At 72.1% G+C, this 24,840-nt stretch carries 6 protein-coding genes (1 of these 6 running past the window's edge); 4 read left to right on the top strand and 2 right to left on the bottom strand.

The window, feature by feature from the left end:
• The first annotated feature begins 76 nt into the window (after positions 1-76).
• Together ABD743_RS38710 and ABD743_RS38705 are read left to right on the top strand one after the other, a co-directional pair.
• On the top strand, positions 77-1,222 hold the full coding sequence (locus tag ABD743_RS38710) for a MinD/ParA family ATP-binding protein (protein WP_344728731.1): 1,146 nt from the start codon (positions 77-79) through the stop codon (positions 1,220-1,222).
• A 154-nt stretch (positions 1,223-1,376) separates the two neighbouring features.
• Positions 1,377-2,477: a MinD/ParA family ATP-binding protein gene (locus ABD743_RS38705; protein ID WP_344728729.1), complete on the top strand. Its 1,101-nt coding sequence runs from the start codon at positions 1,377-1,379 to the stop codon at positions 2,475-2,477.
• Between the two features lie 154 nt (positions 2,478-2,631).
• Here the strand turns inward: ABD743_RS38705 and ABD743_RS38700 are convergent, their stop codons facing one another.
• Positions 2,632-4,953 (bottom strand): hypothetical protein, encoded by a 2,322-nt coding sequence (locus ABD743_RS38700; protein ID WP_344728727.1) that lies wholly within the window; start codon positions 4,951-4,953, stop codon positions 2,632-2,634.
• A gap of 558 nt (positions 4,954-5,511) precedes the next feature.
• On the opposite strand from ABD743_RS38700, the gene ABD743_RS38695 reads away from it, so the two are divergent.
• Positions 5,512-6,705: a MinD/ParA family ATP-binding protein gene (locus tag ABD743_RS38695; protein ID WP_344728725.1), complete on the top strand. Its 1,194-nt coding sequence runs from the start codon at positions 5,512-5,514 to the stop codon at positions 6,703-6,705.
• Here the strand turns inward: ABD743_RS38695 and ABD743_RS38690 are convergent.
• A complete protein-coding gene (locus ABD743_RS38690) occupies positions 6,678-8,714 on the bottom strand; it encodes an exo-alpha-sialidase (RefSeq protein WP_344728723.1) in 2,037 nt (678 codons plus the stop codon). The two genes, ABD743_RS38695 and ABD743_RS38690, sit on opposite strands and share 28 nt — an antisense overlap.
• A 689-nt stretch (positions 8,715-9,403) precedes the next feature.
• On the opposite strand from ABD743_RS38690, the gene ABD743_RS38685 reads away from it, so the two are divergent.
• Positions 9,404-24,840, top strand: partial view of a preprotein translocase subunit SecA gene (locus ABD743_RS38685; RefSeq protein WP_344728721.1) — the start only. 16,906 nt of this gene lie beyond the right edge of the window; the window shows 15,437 of its 32,343 coding nt (coding positions 1-15,437); its start codon is at positions 9,404-9,406; its stop codon lies beyond the right edge, outside the window.

Below are 24,840 nucleotides of genomic sequence, written 5' to 3'. Positions count from 1 at the left end.
AGCGAATTCGGCCGAACGGATCACCACTCGGTCACTATCGGCTGGACCGTGATCGTCACCGCGTTACCCTCTGCGGGTGGCGAGCCGCCCCGTCGAACCCGACCCGTCCGTGTGGTGGGAGCGGTACGGGTATCGGCTGGAACCCCGTCCGGGGGCCACGACGACCGACCGGCGGCACGCGGGTCCGGACGGGCCGGGAGAACACGTGGGTGCAGTGGGCTCGACAGGAGATCGGTCCCCGATCGCCTCGCAGCAGCAGGACGGCACACCGGGCGCGGCAGGGGAGCTCAGCTCCGAGACGATCCTGCGGGCCCGGCCCGACGAACCCGCGTCCGGTTGGCGCCGTGCGGTGCTGCGGGCCACCGGCGGCCTGGTGAACCCCGGCCCGAGCCCTGCCGAGGTGCAGTGGCGCGACCAGTTGCACCGCATCCGCCATCCGCTCCTGCAGTCGCACCGCATCGCGGTGACGTCGATCAAGGGTGGGGTCGGGAAGACCACGGTCGCCACGCTGCTCGGCCTCGTCATGGCGGAGAACCGGGGCGACCGGGTGATCGTGCTCGACGCGAACCCCGACGCCGGTACGTTGGCCGATCGCCTCACCGGCGAGTCGTCGGTGACCGTCCGGGAGTTGCTGCGCGACATCGCCCGCATCCACTCCTGGACCGAGGTGTCGCGCTACACGAGCCTTGCCGGCCGACTACAGGTGCTCGCCTCGGAGCAGGACCCCGCATCGAGCGACGCGTTCAACCGCGAGGAGTACGAGGCGATCTGCGAGCTGCTCGACCGCTTCTTCAACATCATCATCACCGACTCGGGCACCGGGCTCGTGCACTCCGCGATGGACGGCACGCTCAAGCTCGCCGACAGCACCATCGTCGTCGGCGCACCCACGGTGGACGGGGCGGGCCGGGCGAGCAAGACCCTCGACTGGCTGCACGCGCACGGGCACTCCTCGCTGGCGTCCGAGGCGGTGGTGGTGCTGTCGTGCGACCGGGTCAGTGCCGAGGTCGACCGCACCCGCATCAGCGAGCACTTCACGTCCCGTTGCCGGGCCGTCGTCGAGCTCCCGCACGACCCGCACCTCGCCACCGGCGGCCGGGTCGAGCTGGCCCGGCTGCGCCCCTCCACGCGGCATGCGGCCTACCGCCTGGCGGCGCTCATGGCCGACCAGTTCGTGACCTCGCCGCAGCCGTCGCCGGACGCCACCGCCGGCCCGCAGTGATCATCCGGAGCGGTACCCTGCCCGCGTTTCGGGCGCAGGCCCGCGATCACGGGGGAATGGTGGCGGTGAGCGGCCGGGAGAGCACCATCGCGGCGGCTGCCGCACACGGCGATCGGAGCGCCGCCACAGGCGCGCATCCGGGGGCGGAGCGGGCATGACACAGCCGAACGAGACGGTCGCCGACGATCAGCCGGAGGCGCCGTCCACCGTCGCCGAGCCGGCGGGTGCAGCACCGAGCGCCCCAGCCGCGCCGGATCCGGCGGTCGAGCGGGCGAACCGCTCGCGGCCCGACGCAGGCAGTGCTGCGGAGCTCACCGAGGACTCCATCGTGCGTTTCCGCAGCGACCGCCCGCAGCACGGGTGGCGCGCCGCGCTCTACGCGATCACCGGAGGGCTCCTGAACCCGGGCGTCGGGGCCGTCGAACGCCGGCGCCAGGACCAGCTGCGCCGGATCCGGCGTCCGCTTCCCGGCTCGCACCAGATCGCTGTCAGCTCACTGAAGGGCGGGGTCGGAAAGACCACGGTGTCGGCGTGCCTCGGGCTCGTGCTCGCCGAGAACCGCGGCGACCGGGTGATCGCGCTCGACGCGAACCCCGACGCCGGCACGCTGGCCGACCGGCTCACCACCGAGACCGCGGTGACGGTCCGCAGCCTGCTCGACAACATCGCCGCCACCCACTCGCTCACCGACGTCGCCCGGTACACGAGCCTCGCCGGGCGGCTGCAGGTGCTCGCGTCCGAGCAGGACCCGGCGATGAGCGAGGCGTTCAACCGCACCGAGTACGAGCAGGTCTGCGAGGTGATCACCCGCTTCTACAACGTCGTGATCACCGACTCGGGCACCGGCCTCGTGCACTCGGCGATGGAGGGCACGCTCGCGCTGGCCGACAGCCTGGTGATCGTGGGCGCGCCCACCGTCGACGGTGCGAGCCGGGCGAGCAAGACGCTCGACTGGCTGATCGCGCACGGCCACGGCCCGCAGGTGGCCGACTCCGTGGTGGTGCTGAGCTGCGACCGCATGAGCAAAGAGGTCGACCTCAAGCGCGTCAGGGGCCACTTCGAGGCCCGCTGTCGCGCGGTGGTCGAGGTGCCCCACGACCCCCACCTCGCCACCGGCGGGCGCATCGAGCTCGCCCGGTTGCGTCCGGCCACGCACGACGCCTTCCTGCACCTCGCCGCGCTGCTCGCCGACGGCTTCGGCCCGCGGGTCCCGCGTGCTGAGGTCGCTCCCGAGCAGGTGCCGAGCCTCGGCTGAGCTGCACGGTTCGTCAGAGCGAACCTGCAGGCGTTCCGGCTGCGGTAGGGGCCGGAACGTCCGGGGCAGCCGCCGTTCCCGCACAGTCCTGACATGGCGACGGTGCCGGTCGTGCCGCAGGGAGACCCGGCACGTCCCGGCACCGCCGGATCGATCAGCCCTTGGCCGAGGACTTCTTGGCTGTGGACCCGCCTGACTTGGACGACCCGCCCGAGCTGCTCTTCCCGGCGTCGCTCTTGCTGCCGCCGGTGGTGCTTCTCTTCGCGGTGTTGCCGCTGCTGCTCGGGCCGGTCTTGGTGCTCTTCTTGTTGCGCGCCGTCTTGGTGCCGGGGCTCGTGGTGGTGCTGCTCTTCTTGCTGCCGGCCGTGCTGCCACCGTTCTTCGAGGTGGACGAGGACTTGGCCCGGCTGGTGGAGCCGGAGTCGGTGGACGTGCCGGACCTGCTGCCGGTGGCCGCGTTGTTGCGGGTGTCTGTGCCGCGCCCCTCGCCCTTCGTGGCCGAACGGCCGTTCCCGGTGCGTGCGCTCTCGGAGCCCGACTTGCCTTCCGTGGAGCCGCCCCGCGCCTGAGGGTCGAGTACTCGTTCCGCGTTTCCGAGGGCCGAGCCCACGCGGTCCTTGATGCGTTCTGCCTTGCCGCGCGGCGTGTTCTCCTTCGGCTGCTGCTTGCCGGTCGTCGACCGCCCGGACGCCTGCTGCTGATCGTTGCGCGACGCCGAGGAGTTCGTGGGTGTGCGGGCGTCGCCGCTCCGACCGGACCCCTTCGACGAGCCGCTCTCCGATGACGTGCGGCGGTCGTCGGAGCGGCCCAGCAGTGAGCCGGTGACGGTGTTGACGACGTTGCTGACCGGCCGTACGCGTTCGGAGGACTGCTCGGTGCGGTCGCTCGAGCCGGACTGCCTGTCGGCGCCGGCCTTCCGGTCGGAGCTGGAGCGGTTCCCGGAGTCGGCCTGGTTCGACGAACCGCTGTCCGATGAACTGCGGCCGTCGTCGGAGCGGCCCAGCAGTGAGCCGGTGACGGTGTTGACGACGTTGCTGACCGGCCGTACCCGTTCGGAGGACTGCTCGGTGCGGTCGCCGGAGCCGGACTGTCTGTCGTCGCTGGGCTTCCGGTCGGAGGCGGACCGGTTTCCGGAGTCGGACCGGCCGGTGATGACCTGCCGGGCGGTGTCCACGACGTCGCCTGCGGTGCGGACCACGGCACCGCCGGTGCGGACCGCGCTCGCTGCGACGTTCGTCGCGCCACCCTGCGCTCCGTCGCCCGCACCGGTGTTGCCGCGCAGCGCCACGGCCAGGTCGGTGGTGGAGCGTCCGTCGGCCTTCGGCCGGGACGGGTCGGGCGGGGCCGTGGAGCTCACGGTGTTCCGCTCCTCGCGTGTGCTCTCCCGGCGGGGAGCGATCGCCAGGTCCTGCTGCGGTTTCTGCGCCCGCGGCTTCGGGTCGGGCCGCTTCTCGATCAGCGCGATGACCTGCTGTGCGATCGACGTGGTGCGGTCGCTCGCGTCCGGGAGCGGCGTCGAAACCGCCTCGTCGACGCCGTGGCGCAGGACCTCGAGCTCCTGCGAGTTGTAGTCGCGCTGCTGGCGATGCACGTCGCGCTGAGCCGCGAGGGTGCGGATGGTCTCGGCCTGGTCGGGAGTGGCCGGCTGCGGCGGGGCCGTGCGGAGCGCCCGTTCCACGGCGTCGAGCTGTGCCTGGGCAGTGGTGAGGTCGGTGGTGACGTCCGGCAGGGAGCGGAACGCGCCGATCTGCGACTGCAGTGTGGCGCGCTGCTGCTCCAGCAGCGCCTTGCGCTCCTGGAGGGCTTGAAGTGCGGCCGGTTGTCCGGCGCGCTGAGCCTCGGGGAGGCGGTTCCAGCTGGCCTCGGTGACCGCGACCGTGTCGAGCTGCTTGTTGATCGAGGCGAGAACGACCTCGGCCCTGGCCGCCCATTGTGCGGGGTCCACCGAGGGCTGGGGTGCGGCGGGCGGGGCCGGCGGTGGGGCGACGGGAACCGGCGTCTGCGTCAGCAGGTATCCGCCACCCCCGGCGATCAGGCTCGCGACCGCGATGCTCGCGACCGCTCGCTGGCGCAGCAGCACGGCGGCGCGCTTGCGCTCACCGGTGCTCCGCGCGGTGCCGCGGTTCTCTCCCGCCGGGCGGACGGGTCGTGGCGGTGGCGGCGGTGTCGGGGTGATCAGCCAGCTGGCGGCAGCGCTCCACGGCTTCGGGGAGGGGCGACGCGGTGGAAGGGGCTCGACCCCTGCAGCCGCTCCTGCCGCCGCCGTCGCCTCTTCCGGTGTCGTAGGCACCGTCAGGGCCGCAGGTGCTGCGGGGCCGGCTTCCTCGGTCTCGGTCTGAGCGGCCACGTGGCGTTGCTTGCGCGCGGCCGCCCGATGGGCGGGCGAGCAGTAGCGCCGGGGCGGCCCGCCGTCCTCCGGCTGTTCGATGGTGGCGCTGCACCCGGGTAGGGCGCAGGCGGTCGGCTCCTCGGTCATGTCGTCCCCCCTGGCGAGATCACGCCTGCGCGATGCTCACGCGTCTCGCCGTGTCGCCCAGCCGGCGGCCGGAGCGCTTCCGGGCACAACCCGCAAGCACACCTGCCCCCCTTACATCTCCACCACTGCAAATGCGGGCCTCGCTGCGGCCCTCTCGGCACACGACGCCCCATGATCACGAGTGTGGCCGACGGTATTGCCACGCCGATGCCAGCACGATGCCGTGACGGCCGTCCCGTCGACGGTGTGCCGGGGTGAGCGCGCAATGACCGGAGAGAACCCGCACCGCAACCGATCACTCATCGCAGGGATCGCCCTTTCGCGTTACGTGCCGACGATCCACATGATCATGGTATGCCCGGATTCGTACAAATTCACCGATCGGTGGCGATTTCTTCCCTGAGGAGGCGTACAGGTGAGCCACCCGGTGATCACCGGATGCTGAGCGAACGTGCGTAGGATCCCGTTGGCGGTGATCATGCGAGATCTCTCGATCTCGTAGCATCCGGCCCACTGTCCGGTCCCAGCATCGGCCGTCGCCGTGCAGGTGGGGGGAACATGCCCAAGCGAGCCTTCGTGTCATCGGACACCGATCATGCGCCGGAGGTGCCGGCGGATCCGGAGCCGTTGCCACACACCGAGGCCGGGAACGAGCCGTCATCGTCCGAGGAGCCGGCGGTCGAGCCCGCCCGCACCTCGAGTGGCCCGGGGGAGGGGCCGGCTTCGGACGAGCGCACCGCCGGGAGCGCGGCGCAACTGACCGACGACACGATCGTCCGGCGCCGCTCCGACCCACCTACCGCGGGGTGGAGGCGGGCGGTTCACACCCTCAGCCGCGGAATGATCAATCCCGGCGCCGGCCCCGCCGAACGTCACCGGCAGGGCCTGACGCTGCGCATCCGACGGCCACTGGACGGGCCGCACCAGATTGCGGTCTCCTCCGTCAAGGGCGGGGTAGGCAAGACGACGGTCGCGGCTCTGCTGGGTCTGACGCTCGCCGAACACCGAGGCGACCGGGTCGTGGCGCTCGATGCCGATCCCGACGCGGGAACGCTCGCCGACCGCCTGACCGGCGAGCCCGGCGTCACGGTGCGCGAGCTGATCGAACACATCGACGGCGTGCGGGCGCTTCCCGACGTCGCCCGGTTCACGAGTCTCGCGGGCCGGCTGCAGGTGCTGGCCTCGGAGCAGGATCCCGCCCGGAGCGAGGCCTTCAACCGCGCGGAGTACGAGCAGGTGTGCCGCGTGCTCCGGCGCTTCTACAACATCGTCGTCACCGACTCCGGCACCGGCATCCTGCACTCGGCGATGGACGGGATCCTCGCGCGGACCGACAGCTTGGTGGTGGTGGGCGCGCTCACTCTCGACAGCGCCAGCCGGGCCAGCAAGACGCTCGACTGGTTGGTGGCGCACGGCCACCGTGACCTCGTCGGCAACGCTGTCGTGGCGCTCGCAGGCGACCGTACGAGCAAGGAGGTGGACGCCACCCGGCTGCGCTCACACTTCGCGGCCCGCTGCCGGGCCGTGGTCGATCTGCCCCACGACCCGCATCTCGCCACCGGTGGCCGGATCGACATGGGTGCACTACGCCGCAGCACCGTCGACGCCGTTCTCGAGCTGACCGCACTCGTGGCCGACGACTTCGGCACCGCGAATCCCGGCGACCCCGCGCCTGTCGATCCTGCGGCAGGCGATCCCCCGATCGCGGCGACCAGCGGCAGCGGTCAGACGCGCGGTCCGAACTCGTTGTAGGCCAAGCGCCAGTTCCGGTCCGCGCTGTCGACGTTGCGATCCGACGCGAACAGGCGCACCGAACTCGCGTCGATCACTTCGAGGCCCGCGCCGAACCGGAAGTGGATCAGGAAACGCTCGGGTGCCTGCACGCGCACCCGCTCCCTGCTCCAGAGCGCCATGCCCCGGCCCGGCAGGTCGAGCTTGTAGAGCGTGACCCAGTCCTCGAAGCGGATCGGTGACGAATCCGTGCGCTCCGTCGACTCGTGCGAGCCGAGGCCGAGCAGCCACACGTCGCCGTGGACGTCGGTGAGCAGGGAGATGTGGTCGGGTGCCGGTTCCCCGGTCGTCGGGCAGGAGAAGCGGAACGTGAAGCGGCACCGCGGGTCGGCGAGCGGCAGCGGGTTCGACTCGTACACCGACACCTCGCCCTCGCCGTACACGGCGATCACATAGTGCCGGCCCGCCCCCGACCCGACGTCGGTGATGCCGACGGCGTTCACTGCCCGTCCGACGTCGACGCGCAGGTCCAGCAGAGCCGGTTGCGTGGTGTCGGTCAGGGCGGCGAGATCGTAGAAGCGGACACAGCCATGACGCCCGGCCGTGCCCTCGAGTGAGAGGGCGAGGTAGTCGCCGATCACCTGACCGCCGCCCGGATGGTTCAGCCCGTCCTCGGGCAGGGTGACGACCCGGGCAACCCGGTCGCGGTCGCGGTCGGCGATGTCCATCTGGCCGCGGGCCTCGAGCGCGCGGTGGCGCGGCAGCAGGAACCAGTCGCGGTAGGGCAGGATCGCCCGGATGCGGTCGTAGGTGTTCTCGGTGACGTCACCTACGACGCAGTGCTTGAAGACGCCGGTCGGGGACACCGCGGCCACGGCGGCGGGCACGTCGACGATCCGGGGGGACCACCACTCGGGCGTGGTGGCATGGAATGTGGCGAGACCGGTGCCGTCGTGGTCCGTGGAGCGGTAGCCGACATCGATGCCGAACTCGTCGGAAACCACCTGTAGCGCGCCGTCGGCGGCGGCGTGGTTACGAGCGGAGATCGACGTGTACCTGTTCCAACTGTCGTTGTCGTTCTTCGTGCAGACATTGATCAGGGTGGGGTCAGATTCGTCGCGGAAGAACAGGAACAGCCCGCCATCCTGCACGGCAGGTACCGGTGTCTCGCGGCTGCGGTTGTGGCCGTTGATCGATCGCCACCCGTACCAGGCGAGCCCGTCGATACTCTGGGCCACCAGCACCGTGCCCTCGTCCACCTGATCGGTGTAGAACGCGTAGAGCATTCCCCAGTAACTGATCAGTGCGGGATTCGTGGCGGAGTCGAAAGACGCACTGGTGATCGTCGCGCCGTAACGCCAGCCGGCGCTGTCGTCGCTGACAAGGGTGATCACGGTGGCGGGAGACTGGCCGGGGCGGAATGCCACTACCAGGCGGTCGCCGTGCACCACCGCTACCGGCGCGTCAGCCATCGTTCCGGTCATGTGTTCGAGATCCGCGGGCGCGGTCCACGTCGAGCCGGTGCTGCTCACGCAGATCCGCAGTCCTCGCGTGGCGCTGTCGCCGCGGTAGAAGACGTACAGCGATCCGCCGTACTCCACCGGCACGGGCTTGCTCGAACTGCGTGCAGCCTCCGTGGTGATCGTGGAGAGCGGTGACCATTTCTGCCCGTCCACGGTGTGACAGACCTTGATCACGCCGGGATCGGCCTTGTCGCGGAAGAACACGTACAACGTGTCCTGGAAGACGATCGGCACCACCTCGGCGGCAGCCTGCGCTTCACCCGGCCGCTCGATCATCCTCATCCGTGCCGACCACCGGGATCCATCACGCGAGGTGCAGTAGTACACCGTCCCGCGATCGGACGTACCCCGGTAGAAGAGATAGAGCACCCCGTGGAATCGGATGAGTGCGGGGACGGCTCCGGTCCGTGCGCGATTCTGCGTGGTCACGTCACTGACCATCGACCAGTTCTGGACGCTCGTGCCCACGTCGTCGACCGGTCCGGACACTGTCGTGGTGCTGGTCATCGGGCCCTCCCAGGTCTGGCCACGGCAATATCGCAAAGGATGGAACAGCCCGACAGACCCTGATGAGGTGTCCCACGGATCGGTGGAGGCGCGGGCCGCCGACTGCCCTGCGTGGCCCGAGAACAATTGTCGTTCCGCCGTGTCAGCGTGGTCCTGCCGCACCGATGCCGGATCCGAAGTCCGCCATTCGTGGGCATCATCGGGCGAATCGGGTACCCGTCGTGGTGCCGGAAGACCACCGGGGCGCCATGGCTGCCGGGTCGCGCGAGCGGTGGTGGTCCGGACCTTGTCGAGCCCGCTCTCGGACCCGGCCTGATCATTACCGAACGTAGTGGTTCGCCCGTCTTGCCGCCGTGGCCGCCGGTGAGCGCGGAGATGAACGACGGACATCGATCTGGTCAACATCGGGCCTCGTCTGTTAACCTCCCGTTCGCCTGGATCTTCGGGTCGGGGCTGCGGTGCCGTTTCTCACCGGTTGCTGACGTAGCGCGACGGGTCGGGTGGCGGTGGCCGCAAGGGCTGCTGGGCGTGAGTTCGACCGTCCGGCTGTGGGTCGCTGCCTCAGGCGCGACGTGCGGGGCCCCTGTCGTTCTGCATGTCTCTGCGGTGTCCGCGGACGGTGTCCGTGGCTGCAGCTGGTTCTGCCACCTCGTTCCGCTTCGTCCGACGAGTCGTCTGGAGCTTCCGTCATGAATCCGGTGTCTGTGCGCGATGGTGAGGCCGCCGGCCTCGCCGTGCGTTCGGATGCCGTCGTGCGGCTGCGACTGTCGCCGCTGGAGCGGTTGCTGTGGGTGATGCGCTGGGTGCTCGGGCTGGCGGGCGCGGTTGTCGTGCTGTGGGTGGGAGCGGCCTTCCTTGCCGCCTCGCCCGCGTCGGCTGCGGTGGCGGTCCCGGTGGTTGCGGGGCAGGGCGTGCTGAAGGGAGGTAGCAGCAGGCCCGCAGGTGGAAAGAGCGGTGGCTCGGATTCCGGTGCATCGGAGAAGAAGGCCACTGAGAAGAAGACGACGACTGAGAAGAAGACGACGACCGAGAAGAAGACGACGACCGAGAAGAAGACTTCGAATAAGAAGCCGGCGTCGGTGAACTCTTCGGAAAAGAAGACCTCGGAGAAGAAGCCCGCCGAGAACAAGGCGGCGTCCGAGAAGAAGGCGAAGGTCGAGAAGGCGGACGCCGAGCAGGCGTCCGCGAAGCAGACCTCCGAGAATCCTGAGACGAAGAAGTCCGGTGACAAGGCGAAGCGGGCCGAGTCTTCCGGGAGGCCGGCAAGCACCACCGCCGAAAGCCGGACGGTCGCAGCGAAGAAGAGCGCCGTGTCTGCCGCGAAGAAGGCCGAGCCCGAGAAAGCCGATGGCAAGAAGGCCGCCGCGCGGTCGGCGGCGACGTCAGCCGGGAAGAAAACCAGCACACGGAAGCTGAGCGATGGGCGTGCGGCTACTCGCGAGGAGTCGTCGACGAAGTCGAAGAAGGCGACAGTGCAGGGCTCCGCTCCGACACGTTCGAACGCGCGTGCAACGGTCACTGCTTCGATGGAAACGGAGATCGCCGAGCGGGCCCTGACAACGCTCAACACGAAGGCAAGCGAGAAGCGCACGACGAAGGTGGGCCCGGCGGAAACGCGCAAGATCGCGGAGAAGGTGCGCACCGCCCTCACGAACGATGTCGCGAAGCGGACCACGAGGACGGCCGGAGCGGCGCTCGAGGCGGCATTCACAACGGCTGCCGGGAAGAAGGCCGCAGAGACGACCTCGCGCAAGACCGCCGAGAAGACTCGCACAGCAGCCGCCGACAAGGTCGGCGGTGCTGCTGAGGCGGCACTCGCGACGGCCGTCGGAAAGGCCTCCGACGCTGCCGCCGACAAGGCCGATAAGGCCACGCGTGCGGTGACCGCGGCTCGGATGAAGGTCGCAGGAAAGACGCCTGGCGCAGGTGCGGACAAGGCAGTCCGGGCTGCCGAGAAGGCCATCGCGGAGATCGCCGCGAAGGTGCCGGCCGCAGACAGGGCCGGTCGTACCGATGCCCTCGTGAAGATCGCCGATAAGGCCCTCGGCCAGGTCGGCGGAAAGCTCGCTCTGAAGACCGCGCAGAAGGCCGGGGAGAAGAAGGGCGGCGCCGCGGCGGATGACGCCACCGCCGTCCGCGCCGCACGCACCATGCAGGCCGCTCTGACGACCGCGCTCGCGGACGCGGCGCCGATGCGGTCGCGGGTGTCATCGGCGGCCGATCCCCGTGGTCCTCCCTCGGATCGGGGCGACTACCGGTACTCGGTGGGCGGGTTCGGAGAATGGCAGGAGTACGACGATTCGGCGGAGCGGACCGAGCGGGCGCTCGAGGGCCGGATCAAGGTTGATCAGAGCAAGGCGGCGTTGGCGGCGGAGAGGAAGAAGGTCGCTTCGGGTGAGGTGACCAAGGCCGCGTATGCGAAGGACGAGAAGAAGCACCAGCAGTTGGCGAAGCAGGTCGCAGCGGATCGCGCGGAGCTGTCGCCGGAGCGGGCTGAACTGGTCGATGAGGTCGTGGACGGCCACCGTGCGTTGACTGCGAAGGAGAAGCAGTTGGCGGCGGAGGAGAAGAAGGTCGCCGCGGGCACGGTCACGAAGAAGGCCCACGCGCAGAACGTCGCGAAGTTCGAGGAGCAGCGCGATGAGGTGTACGAGGCCACCGATGAGCTGATGGCCGCCACCGACAACGAGGTGTCGGATGCGGTTCCGTCTCGCAGTCGTGGTGAGGGGTCGGCGGCCGGGTGTGGGTCGAGTGGGGCGTTCGTTGCGTGTGGTTCGGTGAGCCGGGGCGCGGACGGGGAAAAGGACTCCGACCGGTGTGTCGCGTTGGCCGGGGTGTCGTCCGGGTGTGGGGTGCAGACCTCGTCGGGGGAGTCGAAGGGCGCGGCGTCGTGCACGTTGTCCGGGGCCGACCAGGGTTGTGGGAGCAGCGTTTCCCATCGCAATGCCGATGGTGAGGTGGCCACGGCGTCGGCGAAGTGCTCGGGGGATGCGAGCGGGTGCGGCCTGAGCAGCCGGGCGAGCTCGGCGGGCGGAGAGTCTGCGTGCGCCACGGGTGGTGGGTCGTGCCGGAGCGAGTCGTCGGGTCCCAGCGGCGTGGACGCCCAGTCCGTGGGTGGGGCGCAGCGGAAGACGGCGGCGTCGGCGTCCTGCACCGGCCGGTGCGACGTGACCGGGTACGCATACTCCTCCGGCGCGCAGGCGCAGTGCCGAACCGACGGCGGCGTGTGTGACAGCAGCAGCACCGGGTCTCGGTCCGATCGGGACGAGGCGCGGCCGGCTGCCACGGGGCGGGGGGCCGCTGCGAATCGGGCCGTCAGCACTGAGCCTGTTGCCACCGGCGGTGAGTCGCGGGGCCAGGGGAGCGGGTCGGCGCACTGCGAGTCGGCCAGTGGGTGTGGCACCTCGAGCACGGTGGACCTCGGTGACGGTGCGGACCTCGGGGACCGGGGCGAGCGCGCGGGTCGTGATGCGGTCGTGGCGGGTGCGGAGGTCAGCTGCGACGACGCCTGCACAGGCCGTTCGACCAGCAGCACGGACGCCGGACGCAAGGCCGCGCCTCGTGACGCGAGCGCGACCGCGGGTGCGGCCGACGATCCGGCGTCGACCGGCACGCCGGAGGCGGCTACGAACGCCTCCGCGAGCTGCACCGCCACCGGCGGGGGCTGCCGCACGCACAGCGAGTCGCGGGCCGACGGCGTCGCCGACGTCGGCGGGGGCAGCGCGGCCACCGCGGACGTGGACTGCGACGGGACTGCCGGATGCACCGGCACGGGCGCGAGCAGGACCGGTGGGACGGCGAGTGGGCTGCGGGACGGTGCGGCGCGCAGGAGCACCGGGTCGGCAACCTGTGATGTCTCCGGCGGGGCGTGCGGGGCGAACAGCAGCACCGAGGTCGACAACTCGGTCGAGGAGCGCGAGGACCACCGGGCCGGCTCGGACGCCGATGGCGCTGTACAGCCGGCGGTGCTGACCGATGGCGCGGCCACGGCGTCCAGCTCGGCAGGCGCGCGGGTGGACTGCGGCGACTCCCCGGCGTGCTCCGGCAAGGGCACCACGGCGACGACGGGGCGTGTCACCGGGACGGCTGCGACCGCGGGTGGAGCAGCGCCGGTGCGGGAGACGAAGGGCTCGTCGAACTGCGAGGCGTCCGCCGGTGCGTGCAGCGCCGAGTCCGCCTCGGATGTGCGTGACAGCGCAGCCCTCGTCTCCTCCAGGACGGGGCTCGGCACGGTCGGCGCCGTGCGGCCGGCGGCTCGGGAGCTGAGTGCATCGAGCCGGGGCGCGGCACAGGTCGAGTGCGCCGGTGCGGATTGCCGGGGCTCGGCCGCGAGCACGACGTCCGGTTCGGCGTCGGGGGACATCACCGGGGTGCGGGACAGCACGGGCTCGTCGAGCTGCACCGCACGCGGCGACGGTGCAGGGTGCTCGGCGCAGTCGGACACCACCGTGAGCGGCCGGGCCCCCGCTGCCGGGGTCGGCGCCACGGGTGCGGTGGCGGGCCCTGTGAGCGTCTCGAACGCCGGCGCCTCCGTTCAGTGCTCCGGCGGTGCGGGTGACTGCGGGGGAACCGCGACCTCGTCGACGAGTGCGCGGGACACCGCGGTGTCGCCGCATGCCCGTGGGTCGTCGGCGAGTGCGGACTGCACCGTCACGGGTGGTGGCTGCGACGCGGAGACCAGCTCGTCCGGCTCGTCGGCCCCCGACTTCGTGGTGGTCGACTCGGCGACCGGGCGTCCGGTGGCGGGTCAGCCGACCAGCGGGCCCACGTCCACGTCCTCGTCGAGCGCGAGCCTCGTCTGCCCGTCGGGTGCGGATTGCTCGGGCACGGTCCACACCGGTTCGAGCGCGTGGGACGGCGCGGTCGCGGGCGGAAAGCCGCGGACGTCGACCGGCACGGCGAGTTGCACGGCGGGCACCGGCGGCTGCGATGTGCAGTCCGTCTCGAACGCGTCGACCGGCTCGGGCGCTGCGCTCGCCCTGAGCGGTCAGCCCCAGAGTCAGCCGCAGGCCGGTGGGCCCACGGGCCGGGAGACGGCGGCAACGGTCACGGCCGAGCGGTCGCAGGTGAACACCGCGCGGTTGACGGCGGGCCCCTCGGCGGCCTCCGCGGCCGGGGCCGCCCTGTCCTGTGAGGGACAGGAGGCCTGCACCGGTCGCGTGTCGAGCGCGGCGACCGCCACGGACCCGTCGGTGTCGCCGGACCCACGCGGCTCGTACAGCGAGGGCTCCTGTGAGGGTGTGTCGGGTGGCGTCTGCCAGGCGGTGACCAACTCCGGGGCGTCGTCGGGTCCGGACGCGAACGTCATCGCTCCGCTGGTGCAGGCACCCTCGACCTCGAACGCCTCGGTCAGCTCCGGCACCACGGGGTCCGCGGACGAGCAGGCGCCGGCGGACGACCAGCCGGTCCAGGTGCCGGGTCAGGACCAGCCGGCCACCCCGCCGGCCCCGACTGCGCCGGGCTCGTCGGCGAACTCCGGTGCGCCGACGGTGCCGGGCGCGTCCAGTTGGACGATGGCGTCGGCCACCCTTGACTGCAACGGCAGCGCCGCGGTCTGCCGCGGTACCGCCGGCAGCTCAGCCTCCGGCAGCGACGGCCCCAGCACGCTGGCCGGGGCCGGCGGGGCCCGGGGTCCGCCGGAGGGCGTCTCCACCACGACTGCACGCTGTGCCGGCGGCCCCAGTGCCTGCCAGGCGCAGACCAGCTCCAGCGCGGGGTCTGGCCAGGTTGTGGCCGACATCGTCGCGGAGCGGCAGAACAGCGCTGCCGAGCAGGCCGGCCTGCAGGCCACCGAGGCCCGCCGGCAGGCCGAGCTGACAGCGCAGGTCGCGGCCGAGCCCGGCGCGACCACCGAGCAGAAGAATGCAGCCACCGAAGCGGCCATGGTCGCCGAGGCGGCGCAGAAGGCGGCCGTCGACGCAGCCGAACTGGCGGCGAAGCCGGTCGAGAACGCCCCGGCGACGTTGTCGGATTCCTCCGCCACCGCGCTGTGCGCAGGCGCGGGCTGCACCGCCACGACCACGGGCCGCACCTCGGGCTCGCCCGGCGTCTCGCGTACCGAAGCGACGTGCACGGCCGCGGCGGGTGGGTGCGCGATCAGTAGCGATGCGACCGCCAGCGTGGTCCGGAACGCGGGTGTGGCGCAGGGCGGGAAGACGAGCCCGGGTTACTCGGGTAGCGGGCAGACCAGCTCGATGCTGACCTGCCCGGAGGCCGGATGCACCGGCCGGATGACCGGCAGCGCGGACGTGAGCGCCGGCCCCCAGGGCCGCCAGAGCCGCAGCAGCGCCGACGGCGAGACCGGGTGCGATGGCACCACTGCCTGCCAGGCTCAGATCTCCGCCGGCACGTCGGCGACGGTCGGTACGGATCGCGACCCGGCCGCCCGGTTCGCCACGACCAGCGCCTCGACCGTCGCCACCTGCGATGACGGCACGGCGACGGGCTGCGCCACCCGCACCTCGTCGCGCACCGAGGCGGTCGGCGCGACGAACGTACGGGCCCTGGCCACGGCGTCCTGCGCGACGGCCGGTGCCTGCCAGTCCGCCACCGGTGGGTTCACCGCCCGCGACGTCGCCGAGGTCACCGCCAGTTGCGCCGGGACCAGCTGCACCACCCACACCCAGGGCAATGCCCGCAGCGCGGGTGGGAACGCCGTTCACACCGCATCCAGCCGCACCGACTGCACCGCGGGCCCGAACGGTATGTGCGGCGGCTCCAGCCGGGTCGGGGCGACCGAAACCGGCGGCGAGGTGTCCGCGAGCTGCGCCGGCACCGAGGGGTCGGCGTGCACCCATCGCATCGCCGCCCGGTCCAGCGCGCAGAGCAGCACCGGCAGCCATCAGGCCACCGCCGACGCCGGTTGCGGGTCCGGTGGCGGCGCCGGCAGCGGCTGGTGCGCCACGAGCGCGGCGGCTCAGACCAGCGATGGGTTCGCCATGGCCGCTGCGGCCTGCCAGGGCAGCGCGGGCTCGGGTTGCCGCTACTCCTACCGGGCCCACAGCAGCGATTCGGCGGGGGGCGCTGCCCACGCCACGGCCACCGGTTTCGGGCGGGGCACGTTCGGCGCCGGCCAGGTGCTGACCACCGCCGCCGCAGCCGCCGGGCCGGGCTTCGCACAGGCCTCGGCGTCGTGCCTCGGCACTGCAGGCACGACCTGTAGCCACTCCTACTCGGCCGCCGTCTCGGCATCCGCCTCCGCCGCCGGCTCGTCGGCATCGGCGTCGGCTCGCGGGTCGGGCGGTGGGGGTATGGGCGGTGGCGGGGTCGCCGTCAGCGCGCGGGCCGTCGCGGGACCCGGGTTCGCGCAGGCCTCGGCGTCGTGCACCGGCACACCCGGCACCAGCTGCAGCCACTCCTACTCGGCCACGGCCTCCGCATCCGACTCCTGGAAGGGGCCGAACGGCAGCCACAGCGAGGCCGAGGCCTACGCCCACGGCTCCGGTGGTGGCGGTATGGGCGGCGGGGGTGTCGGAGTCTCGGCCCAGGCCGTCGCGGGCCCAGGTTTCGCGCAGGCGTCCGCGTCCTGCTCCGGCGCCGCGAACTGCACCACGAGCTTCTCGGCGGAGGCCGAGATGCACGCCCGTGCCGAGGATCCGGAGCGCGGCGGCTACTGGGAGGCGTGGGGCCACGCCAAGTGCGTGGGAGGCGGGTCCTCGGGGGGCACCTGCGGTGCGCGCGCCGAAGCGGTGCCCGGCCCGAACGGCGGTGGGCGAGGCTGGTGCACCGGCACCGGTAGCTGCGTCGAGCACACCGGGGGCAACTCCTTCGAGAAGTACGTGCAGCCGGGCTCGGGTCAGCCCGTCGACAAGAACGGGAAGCCCATCCCGATCGAGAAGCTGGGCCCCGACGACCGGGCCGTGCAGATCGAGCGTGACGCCGACGGCAACGTCGTCTGGAAGATCAAGCCGAAGGGCGAGAAGGTTCGAGGGGGCACCTGCCCGGCGCCGTGCAAGAACGGGGTGAATGAGTCCGTCGAGGGCGGTGAGCGGGTCGGCTACGACCCCGCCGATGGCTTCTCCGGGTCCATGCCGACCGATCCCGGGTCCGACAAGCGCGACAGCGTCACCGGCTCGGAAGGCGTCCGCCTGGCCCGGGATGCGCACGGAAACGGGGGCGGCTGGGTCCGCGGCAGCGGAAGCGTCACCAACGGGCGCACCGGCGAGACGGTCCGGTACACGCGGCGGGCGACGTCGGACAACCCGGTCAACACCTTCCGGCTGAGCAACCCCGCCGGCTCGCCCTTCACATCCACCTGCAACGGCGGATGTGTCTACACGGGAGCGAAGCTGCCGGGTAAGGCCGGTGTGGACCACCTGACCGTCGAGGGCGCCTGGGGTGAGATCACCGGCCGCGACGGCAACGGCAACCCGGCCAGGATCACCTTCACCGGTGCAGGCCACTTCACCTCGGCCGAAGGCGACACGTTCTTCGGTGCCGCCGGCACGGGCACAGCGGATCGCGTCGAGATCCTCACGCGAAACGCGGCAGGCCTGGGCGGATTCATCAAGGTCACCAACGGCTACGGCACGATCCGCACGGCCGAGGGCGCCTCGCTCGCCTGCTGGGGCTGCGAGGGTGCGGAGTACATGCCCACCCGGGCGGGGATGGGCGGCCTCGCCACCTGCTCGATCGGCAACGCAGGCGACTCCTGCACAGCGACCGGCGCCCCCTGGGACGGGCGGCGCGACGTGCAGCGTGCCTCGATCGACATCCACGCGAAGGGTGCCGTCGAGTTCGCTCAGTTCCTCCGCAACGCCGACGGCAGCGGCGGCGGGGCGGTCGCCTTCACCTCGGGCGACGGCGTCGCCCGAGGCACCGACGCCTACGGGAACTGGATCCAGACGGCCGGCGAGGGCGGCCGCATGGCCCTGCTTTACTCCGAAGCCGACGGATACAACCGCGGGCAGTCATGTGTCGGTGGCAAGGGCGGCGGCTGCAGCGGATCCGACCCCGTCGAGCGCAGGCTGACGTGGGTCGAGCCGTCCCAGGACGTCACCGCAGCGCTCGGGATGCGGGGTGGCCCGCCGCAGCGCCCGCCGGGCTTCATCGGGCCGGTCGCGAGCGGCGGCTCCACCTCGCTGGTCGACCGCGCCCGCGCCGCGTTCCGGTTCACCGCCGGACAGGGTCACGTCCGGTGGATGGCGGAAACCGGCAACCACCAGCTCGCGCCGGTGGCCGAGGCCTTCGAGCGGGCCAAGCAAGGCGGGATCACCCCCGCGGAGGCGCGCGAGCTCGCCCGGAAGGTGGACGGCCTCCCGGCCAAGACGATGGAGCGGGCCGGACGGACCGGCGACGCGCTTGAGGTGCTGATGAAGGTCAACGGCACCCAGCGCCCGTCGACCGAGGACGTCGAGCGCAGGCTCGCCGAGGACCCGAAGCTCGTGGCCTCCCTCCTGGGTCGGCCGTACGAGGCGGGCTGGAAGCCGTCCGACCAGGACAGGACCACTGCGAAGAACAAGCTCCTTGACCAGCAGGCGGCGTCAGCGCGGGCCATCGATGATCTGACCGCGCTGCAGCCGCGTGAGGACGCCCTGGAGCGTCGGCAGGACGCATACGAGCGGGCGGTCACGAACTACAACCTCGGGCTCGGCGGGAACCGGGATGCGCTGGAGGCCGAGCGCAAGGAGATCGAGCGTCTCTCGGGCGAGCTGGAGAACGACCAGCGCCCGATCCAGGGTCGGCTCGACGCGTCCCAGGACGTACTGCGCACCTATGACATCGCGGCGGCGGGCCTGGCGAACGACCCGAACTACGCCGGCAACATGCGGGTGGCGCAGGCGAACCTCGAGGCCGTCCGGGGTGTCGTGGACGCGCTGCCCGAGCTGAAGACGGACGAGGACGTCGCGGCGGCACGGAAGCTGGTGGCGTTCAGCGAGGCCGCCCGTCTCGGCTACGACGCCTCCGTCGAGGCTCCCCGCCTCCCCAGCAGCAGGCTGCACGACATGGGGCTGCCGTCGTCCGGGGCACCGGACCTGGCGCTGGCCATGCGCTCGGCCGCCGGTTACTCGTACTTCAAGAAACTGGTGGAGACCTCGAACAGCCCGTTCGTCAACAAGGACGGGAGCGACTACACACCGGACCAGATCTCGGACCTGGCCGCCACCTGGGTCTACGGCGACCCTGCTGACCTCACGGACGTGGCCCGACTCGCCAGCACACCGCGCACGGCGGACGAGGCCGTCCAGCTGCTCGCCGGGAAGGAGGGCGAGGCCGGCCACGACGAGGCCATGGACAACTACTTCCGGCAGATCAACCACGCCGGGCTCATCAAGGACCTCGGGTCGAGCCTGTCCGACTCGGAGATGGACAAGCTCCGGGACGTCGTGAACGAGGAGGATCCGAAGAGCGTCGCGGGATTCTTCCGGTTCATGCTCGAAGGCGCGCAGCTGCTGCAGTCCGAGGCGGTGCGCAAGTACAACCGCGAGTTCGGGGTCGGCCACGAGAGCTTCGGTCGCAACGTGGGCCGCGGCGCGGTCACCCTGGGGATGGGGATTCTCACGCTGCCCGGCACGGTCATCGGTGGCGGCGGGGTCGAGATGGCCAACAAGATCAAATACGAGGGCGTGCTCGGCACGGCGGCGTCGCTCACCCCGGGGACGGCTGCCTTCGCGCCCTTCGTGTCCGAGCGGGACCCCACACGCTCCGCCCCACCGCCACAGCGCACCGGCGAGTCCGATGTGGAGTACTACACGCGGCTGCACCCCCTGACCGGGGGCATGCTGGTCACCCCGGTCACCAACTCCTGGAACCGATGGTTCGGTGACGGCGACGCGTCACGGGACTATCACGACCGGCCGATCGAGTCCTTGATGGAGGACGGGCTCCCGGTCCTGATCGTTGCCGGCGGGGTCGGCGCAGCCCTGCGGGGCGGCGCCGTCGGCGCGGCGGCCCGTGGCGCCGCTGCGCGCGCCGCTGCCGCGAATCTCCCACGGACCGCGGCGACCGTGGCGCAGCGCTCCGCTCTGCGAACCGCCGCGGTGCGGTTCGAGAACCGGGCGAGTCGGCTCGAGACCGCGCGCAAGATCGCGAGCGTGCCGGTGCACCTGGCGTCGGCTCCGTACTACGCCGTGGGCCTGCCGGTACGCGCCGGCGCCGCCGCCGTGCGTGCCGTGACAGCGCCTGCGGCGCGGGTGGCGCAGGCCGGAAGCACCGCCGCCGGGATGCGGGCGCTGGCAGGCGCCATCACGAACCGGCCTACCGCGCCGCTCTGGCTCAGTGCCACCACAGGCCTGCGGCGCGTCGCAGGCGGTCTCGGGCGGAGCGCGGAATCCGCGCGCATGATCGCCCGGCACGGCCTTGTCGGCTCGATCAAGATGCCCGGCGCGTACAAGAACCTGGGCGTCAGCCGCGCCGCGACGCCCAGGGAGATCGAGGCTGCCCACGCCGTGCGCATCGCGAAGGCCGGTCGTGGGAAGGTCGACGACCCGGTTCTCGCCGCCAGGCGCGCGGGCCTCGACGAATCGCTGCAGATCGTCCGTGACCACCGCGCCAGGGTGACGGCCAAGGTCGAAGCGAAGGACGCGAGGAAGGCCGCACGCGCCACCGCCCGCACGAGCGGCCCCGGTCGGCTCGCGCGCCCCGCCCCGATCGTGGCGGGGGCGACGGCCGAGGCAGGCCTGCACGGGCCGGCTGCCGTGATCGAGGCGGCGGCTGGTCGGCATGGTCCTGCTGCGGCGGCTCTCGGCACTGCCGGGCAGCGCGGGGCGGCCGGTGTGGCGGAGGCGCCGGGTGCCGCCGGTCGGGGTGCTCCGGTCGCACAGGGTGTTGCGAACCCCGCGGGACAGCACGGTCCGAACACGCCGGAGACGAGCACAACCGCAGGCGGTGCCCCGGCAGCAGCTGCAAGCAGGCCGGCGCCCTCGCCGACGACCAACGGTGCCGGCGGCGCCTCGCTGGCCGAGCGGATCGATGCGACGTTGGCGGCCAACGGCGACAAGCCGATGACCGCCGCCGCCCTCGCCAGGGAGCTGGGGGTCAAGAAGACCGACATCCACCGGGCGGGCGAGTCCGGTTCCGGCCGCGAGAGCGCATCCGGCAGTGCACGGCCGCGGACCGAGATCGTCCGGGACGGGAACGGGACGGCGTGGGTACAGCGCCGCGACGGGGAACGGCCGTCGGCGAGGGGAACCACGACCGGCGACGGGCCGGGCGCGCCGACGGAGGGTTCGCGGGCGATCAGCGGCGGGAGGTCGCCCGCCGGGCCGGGGCCGTCGAGTGCGGGTGCGGGTGCGTCGCGGGTGCGCGCCGGTGACGGGTCGCCTGCCGCGGCGCGGTCGTCGGACAGCGCAGGAGCACCTGCCGAATCGCCGCGCCCTGCTCCGCCGGGCCCGGGCCGGACGAACAACGACCAGGCACTGCCCACCGGGTCGACGGCGAGCGGCGGTCGTCCCAGGACACCGGTCGGAGACGGCGGCGGCCCCACAGCGGTGAGGGGCCCTGATCCGGAGCCGCTCCGGTCCCCCGACGAGGCGTGGGCCGTCGACACGGCGCCGTCCGTGGGGGCACGCAAGCACGACGGCAAGGTGCGCAGCGGCGACCCGCCGGTCCGCGCGGCCGACGACACCACAAACCGTTCCGAGACGCGGGTTCGCGGCAAGGAGAAGACGCCAGCCCGGCCGAGCGGTGCGGAGGCTCCTGATCCGCGTGTGCTCAGGACGACGCTGGCTGATGCCACGAAGGAACTGCGCACGGCGAAGGAGGCGCGCTCCGAGATCCTGGCGCGGCTCGAGGACGAGCTCGCGCACACGACCGACTACGCCCGTCGCAGGGAGCTTCTGGACGCGCGTCCCCGGCACGACCGACCCGTCAAGGAGGCACAGGCACGAGTAGACGCGGCCAAGCACGAGCTGACGAAGGAGCGCAGGACGCGGGCCTACCGGCCCGAGATCAGCGCGATCAAGACGCTGTGGTCCGACGAGGCGGGTATCCAGGCACTGCGTGAGCGGGTACGGGGAGGCGAGAAGCTCAACCGGGTCGAGTCCTTCGCCCTGATCGCGGAGCAGATCCGGCTCACCCACGGCAAGCGCGTGCACGATGTGCAGCTCGCCGGTGCCATCGCGATGGACGGCGGCGGCCCGTTGTCCACCCGGATCCGGTTCGCGCTGACGCGTGGACGGACGGCGCGCGGCAACGTCGTGGAGATGCTGACCGGTGAGGGCAAGACCTACACCGGGATGCTCCCCACGATGAAGCGTGGCTTCGAGAACCGCGTCGAGGGAGTCGACGGTCGCGGCGTGCACGTGATGACCAGCAACACGCCGCTGGCCAGAGATGCGGTGAAGGCCTACCGCGAGGTCGCGGCCGAGCTCGGCCTCACCGTTCGCCTGCGCAGCCGCGGCAACCCGGCGGCGCGGAGCGCCTACGAGGCCGACATCACCATTGGATCGGCCACCGACCTGATCTTCGACTTCCTCGAGGACCAGCGCAAGCCCGCCGGTGAGCGGGTGCAGCGTGGGCACGCCTTCGCGCTGGTCGACGAGGCCGACATGGTCATGCTCGACTGGGGTGCGAGCCCGCACCGGCTCGCCGAGGCCGCGCAGGCGAGCGCGCGCCGCGCCGAGTTGGTCTGGGCCCGCGACGTCGCTCGTGGTCTGGAGCGGGGCGAGTACAGCGTCCGCGCCGACCGGCCGGTCACGATCAGCCGCCAGCAGGCGAGCCGCATCGAGCAGCGCACCGGGCAGGTGCTGTCCGACCAGCAGCGCATCGATCTGGCCAACGCCAAGCGGGCGGAAGGGATGCAGCTGGGCGGGGACTACAAGATCGCGGATCGCGTCCGGATCGAGGTCCTGGACAACCCGAACGGTCGGGCGAAGAACGGGCAGCGCTGGAGCCAGGGGTTGCACGAGGCGCTCGAAGCCAAGCACAAGCTGCCGATCGGACGCCCACAGCAGACCATCGCCCAGGCCACCGTTGTGCAGTACCTGCGCAACTACCGCGACGCGGCAGGCATGACCGGTACGGCGTGGGAGGCGCGCGGCCTGTTCCGCAACCTCTTCCGGATGGACGTGGTGCGGATCGAGCCGAACCTGCCCAGCCGAATGACCGTCCGGCAACGCCAGGTGTACGCCGGCGAGCGGGCCCTGCACGATGCCCTCGCCACAGAGGTGGCGATGCGCAAGGACAACCCGGCTCCCGAGTTGCTGATCATGCGCACGCCTGCCCAGGCCGAGGCGTTCGCTGCGATCCTGCGCGAACGCGGGGTGACGGTGCAGGTGCTGAACGCCCTCGACGAGCGGATCGCCTTCGAGGACGCGGTGGTGGCGGCAGCCGGACGACCGTACGCCGTCACTGTGGCGACCAACATCATCGGTCGCGGCACCGACATCATTCTCGGCGGCAGGGGCAAGGGCGGACCGGTCGACCTGGTCGCCCAGCGGCTCGTGACCGAAGCGGGCGGTCTGCGGGTCACCACGGCCAGCGTGTTCGAGTCGTTCCGAGCCACCAGGCAAGGTTTCGGCAGGGCCGGTCGCCAGGGCAGCCCCGGCTCGGCCGGTGAGGTGCTGTCCCTCGACGACCCGATCCTGGCCCGATACGCCGACAAGCGGGCGCTCGCCCGGCTCGAGAAGACCTACGGCGCCTCGACGTCCCCGATCCCGGCCCGCGCCGTGAACCGCCTCGTCGAGCGAGCGGTGGCGCGCGCCGAGAAGGCCGGCGCGCGCCGGCTCACGGGGGTGGTGCGAGGCAAGATCGGGCCGGAGACCGAGGTGGTCCAGGCGGTGGACAGTGCAGCCCCGGCCTCGACCCTGTCACGGTCGGCGACCGCTACTGACACCGCAGCGACCGCGAGTGACGGACTGGTCGACGCGGCCATCGGAAGGATCGACGGGCTGCGGCAGGAGTTCGCCGCCGCCCGCAGCGCCGTCGCCCGGTTCGGCGGTGCCGAAACCACCAGCAGGCTCCTCGACGAATGCTCGCAGCTGTGCCGGGTGGAGACCGCGGTGTCCCAGGCGCTTCAGGACTACCGCGATCTCGTCGAACCGGCGGTCGGGCCACAGACAGCCGAGGGAGCGCAGGCAGCATCCGCCGAGTTCGATCGGATCGCGGCCCAGCAGTTGGGCGTGACGACCGGCGTCGTGACGCTCGCCCGGGACCAGGTAGCGGCCGGTGACTACGCCGGTGCCGCCGAGACCCTCTCGCGGCTCTCCCGTGGCGCTGAGGCCGTCGACCAGCTCGCCGGCAGGCGCTGGGGTGGCGCGGTGTGGGCCGCCACGTCTGCCGACCAGGCCGTCTATCTGCTGCAACGGCTCGTGGCGATCCAGCAGGGTGCCACTGACGCGAGCCCGACGCTCTCGCCCACCGCCACCGAGGTCGGCAGGCTCTCCCGGCGGCTGGCCGCACTCGACGGCAGGGTGGGCCACAGCTACGAGGCCCGCGAGCTCGCTCGCACCCTCGCTCGGCTCGACGGCCTCGTGCCGACCCTTCCCCCGGGCGCGGCCGCTGACGCCGTTGCGGCTCTCGTGGACGACGCCGCCCGTCACCAGCTCGATCGGCTCCAGCAGGCGAACCCGCCGGCCGAGATCCTCGCCGACCTGTACCGGCTCGCCGCCGAGAACGCCGTGAGTGCGGAGGAGATCCGCGCGTTGCTGCAGGCAGGGCACCTGCCGGGCCAGGGCAGGCCGGCGCGCGCGATCGGGGAGTTCGCCGGACGTCACCATCTCGACTGGAGCCGGTCTGCCAAGCGCGCCCTGCGGGCTGCTCTGCGTCACGTCGTACCTGACCTCCCGCGGCCCGCGTCGCCGACCCAGGCGCCGTCGGCATCGGCTCCTGCAGGGCCCGTCGTCGTGTCAGGCGACGGCGCCTGGACGGCTGCGACCGCTACCGGTCCGGAACCCGTCGCGGGTGCCGGCCGTGGTGTGGCTGAACCCGTTCGTTCGGCGGAGGCGAGCGCGACTCGGCCTCGATCTGGTGACACCGCGTCGGGCGTTTCCCCACCGGCCGTGGTGGGCCCGGGGCCTGTCGGGCCGGGCGGGCGACGGCTGTACCTCGGTGCAGTTGCCGACCCGATGCCCGGCAGCGTCACCGTGGACCGGCGCGCCCGTCCGGGTGTCGACGTGATCGCGGACGCAGCCCGGCTGCCGTTCCGGTCGAACACGTTCGCGGAGGTTCACGCGGTCAACCCGTCCGG

The organism is Pseudonocardia yunnanensis, assembly GCF_039534065.1.
In the GTDB taxonomy this organism is placed as follows: Bacteria; Actinomycetota; Actinomycetes; order Mycobacteriales; family Pseudonocardiaceae; genus Pseudonocardia; species Pseudonocardia yunnanensis.
Note: the sequence above shows the minus strand (reverse complement) of the source record. Positions and strands in the feature narration are given on the sequence as shown.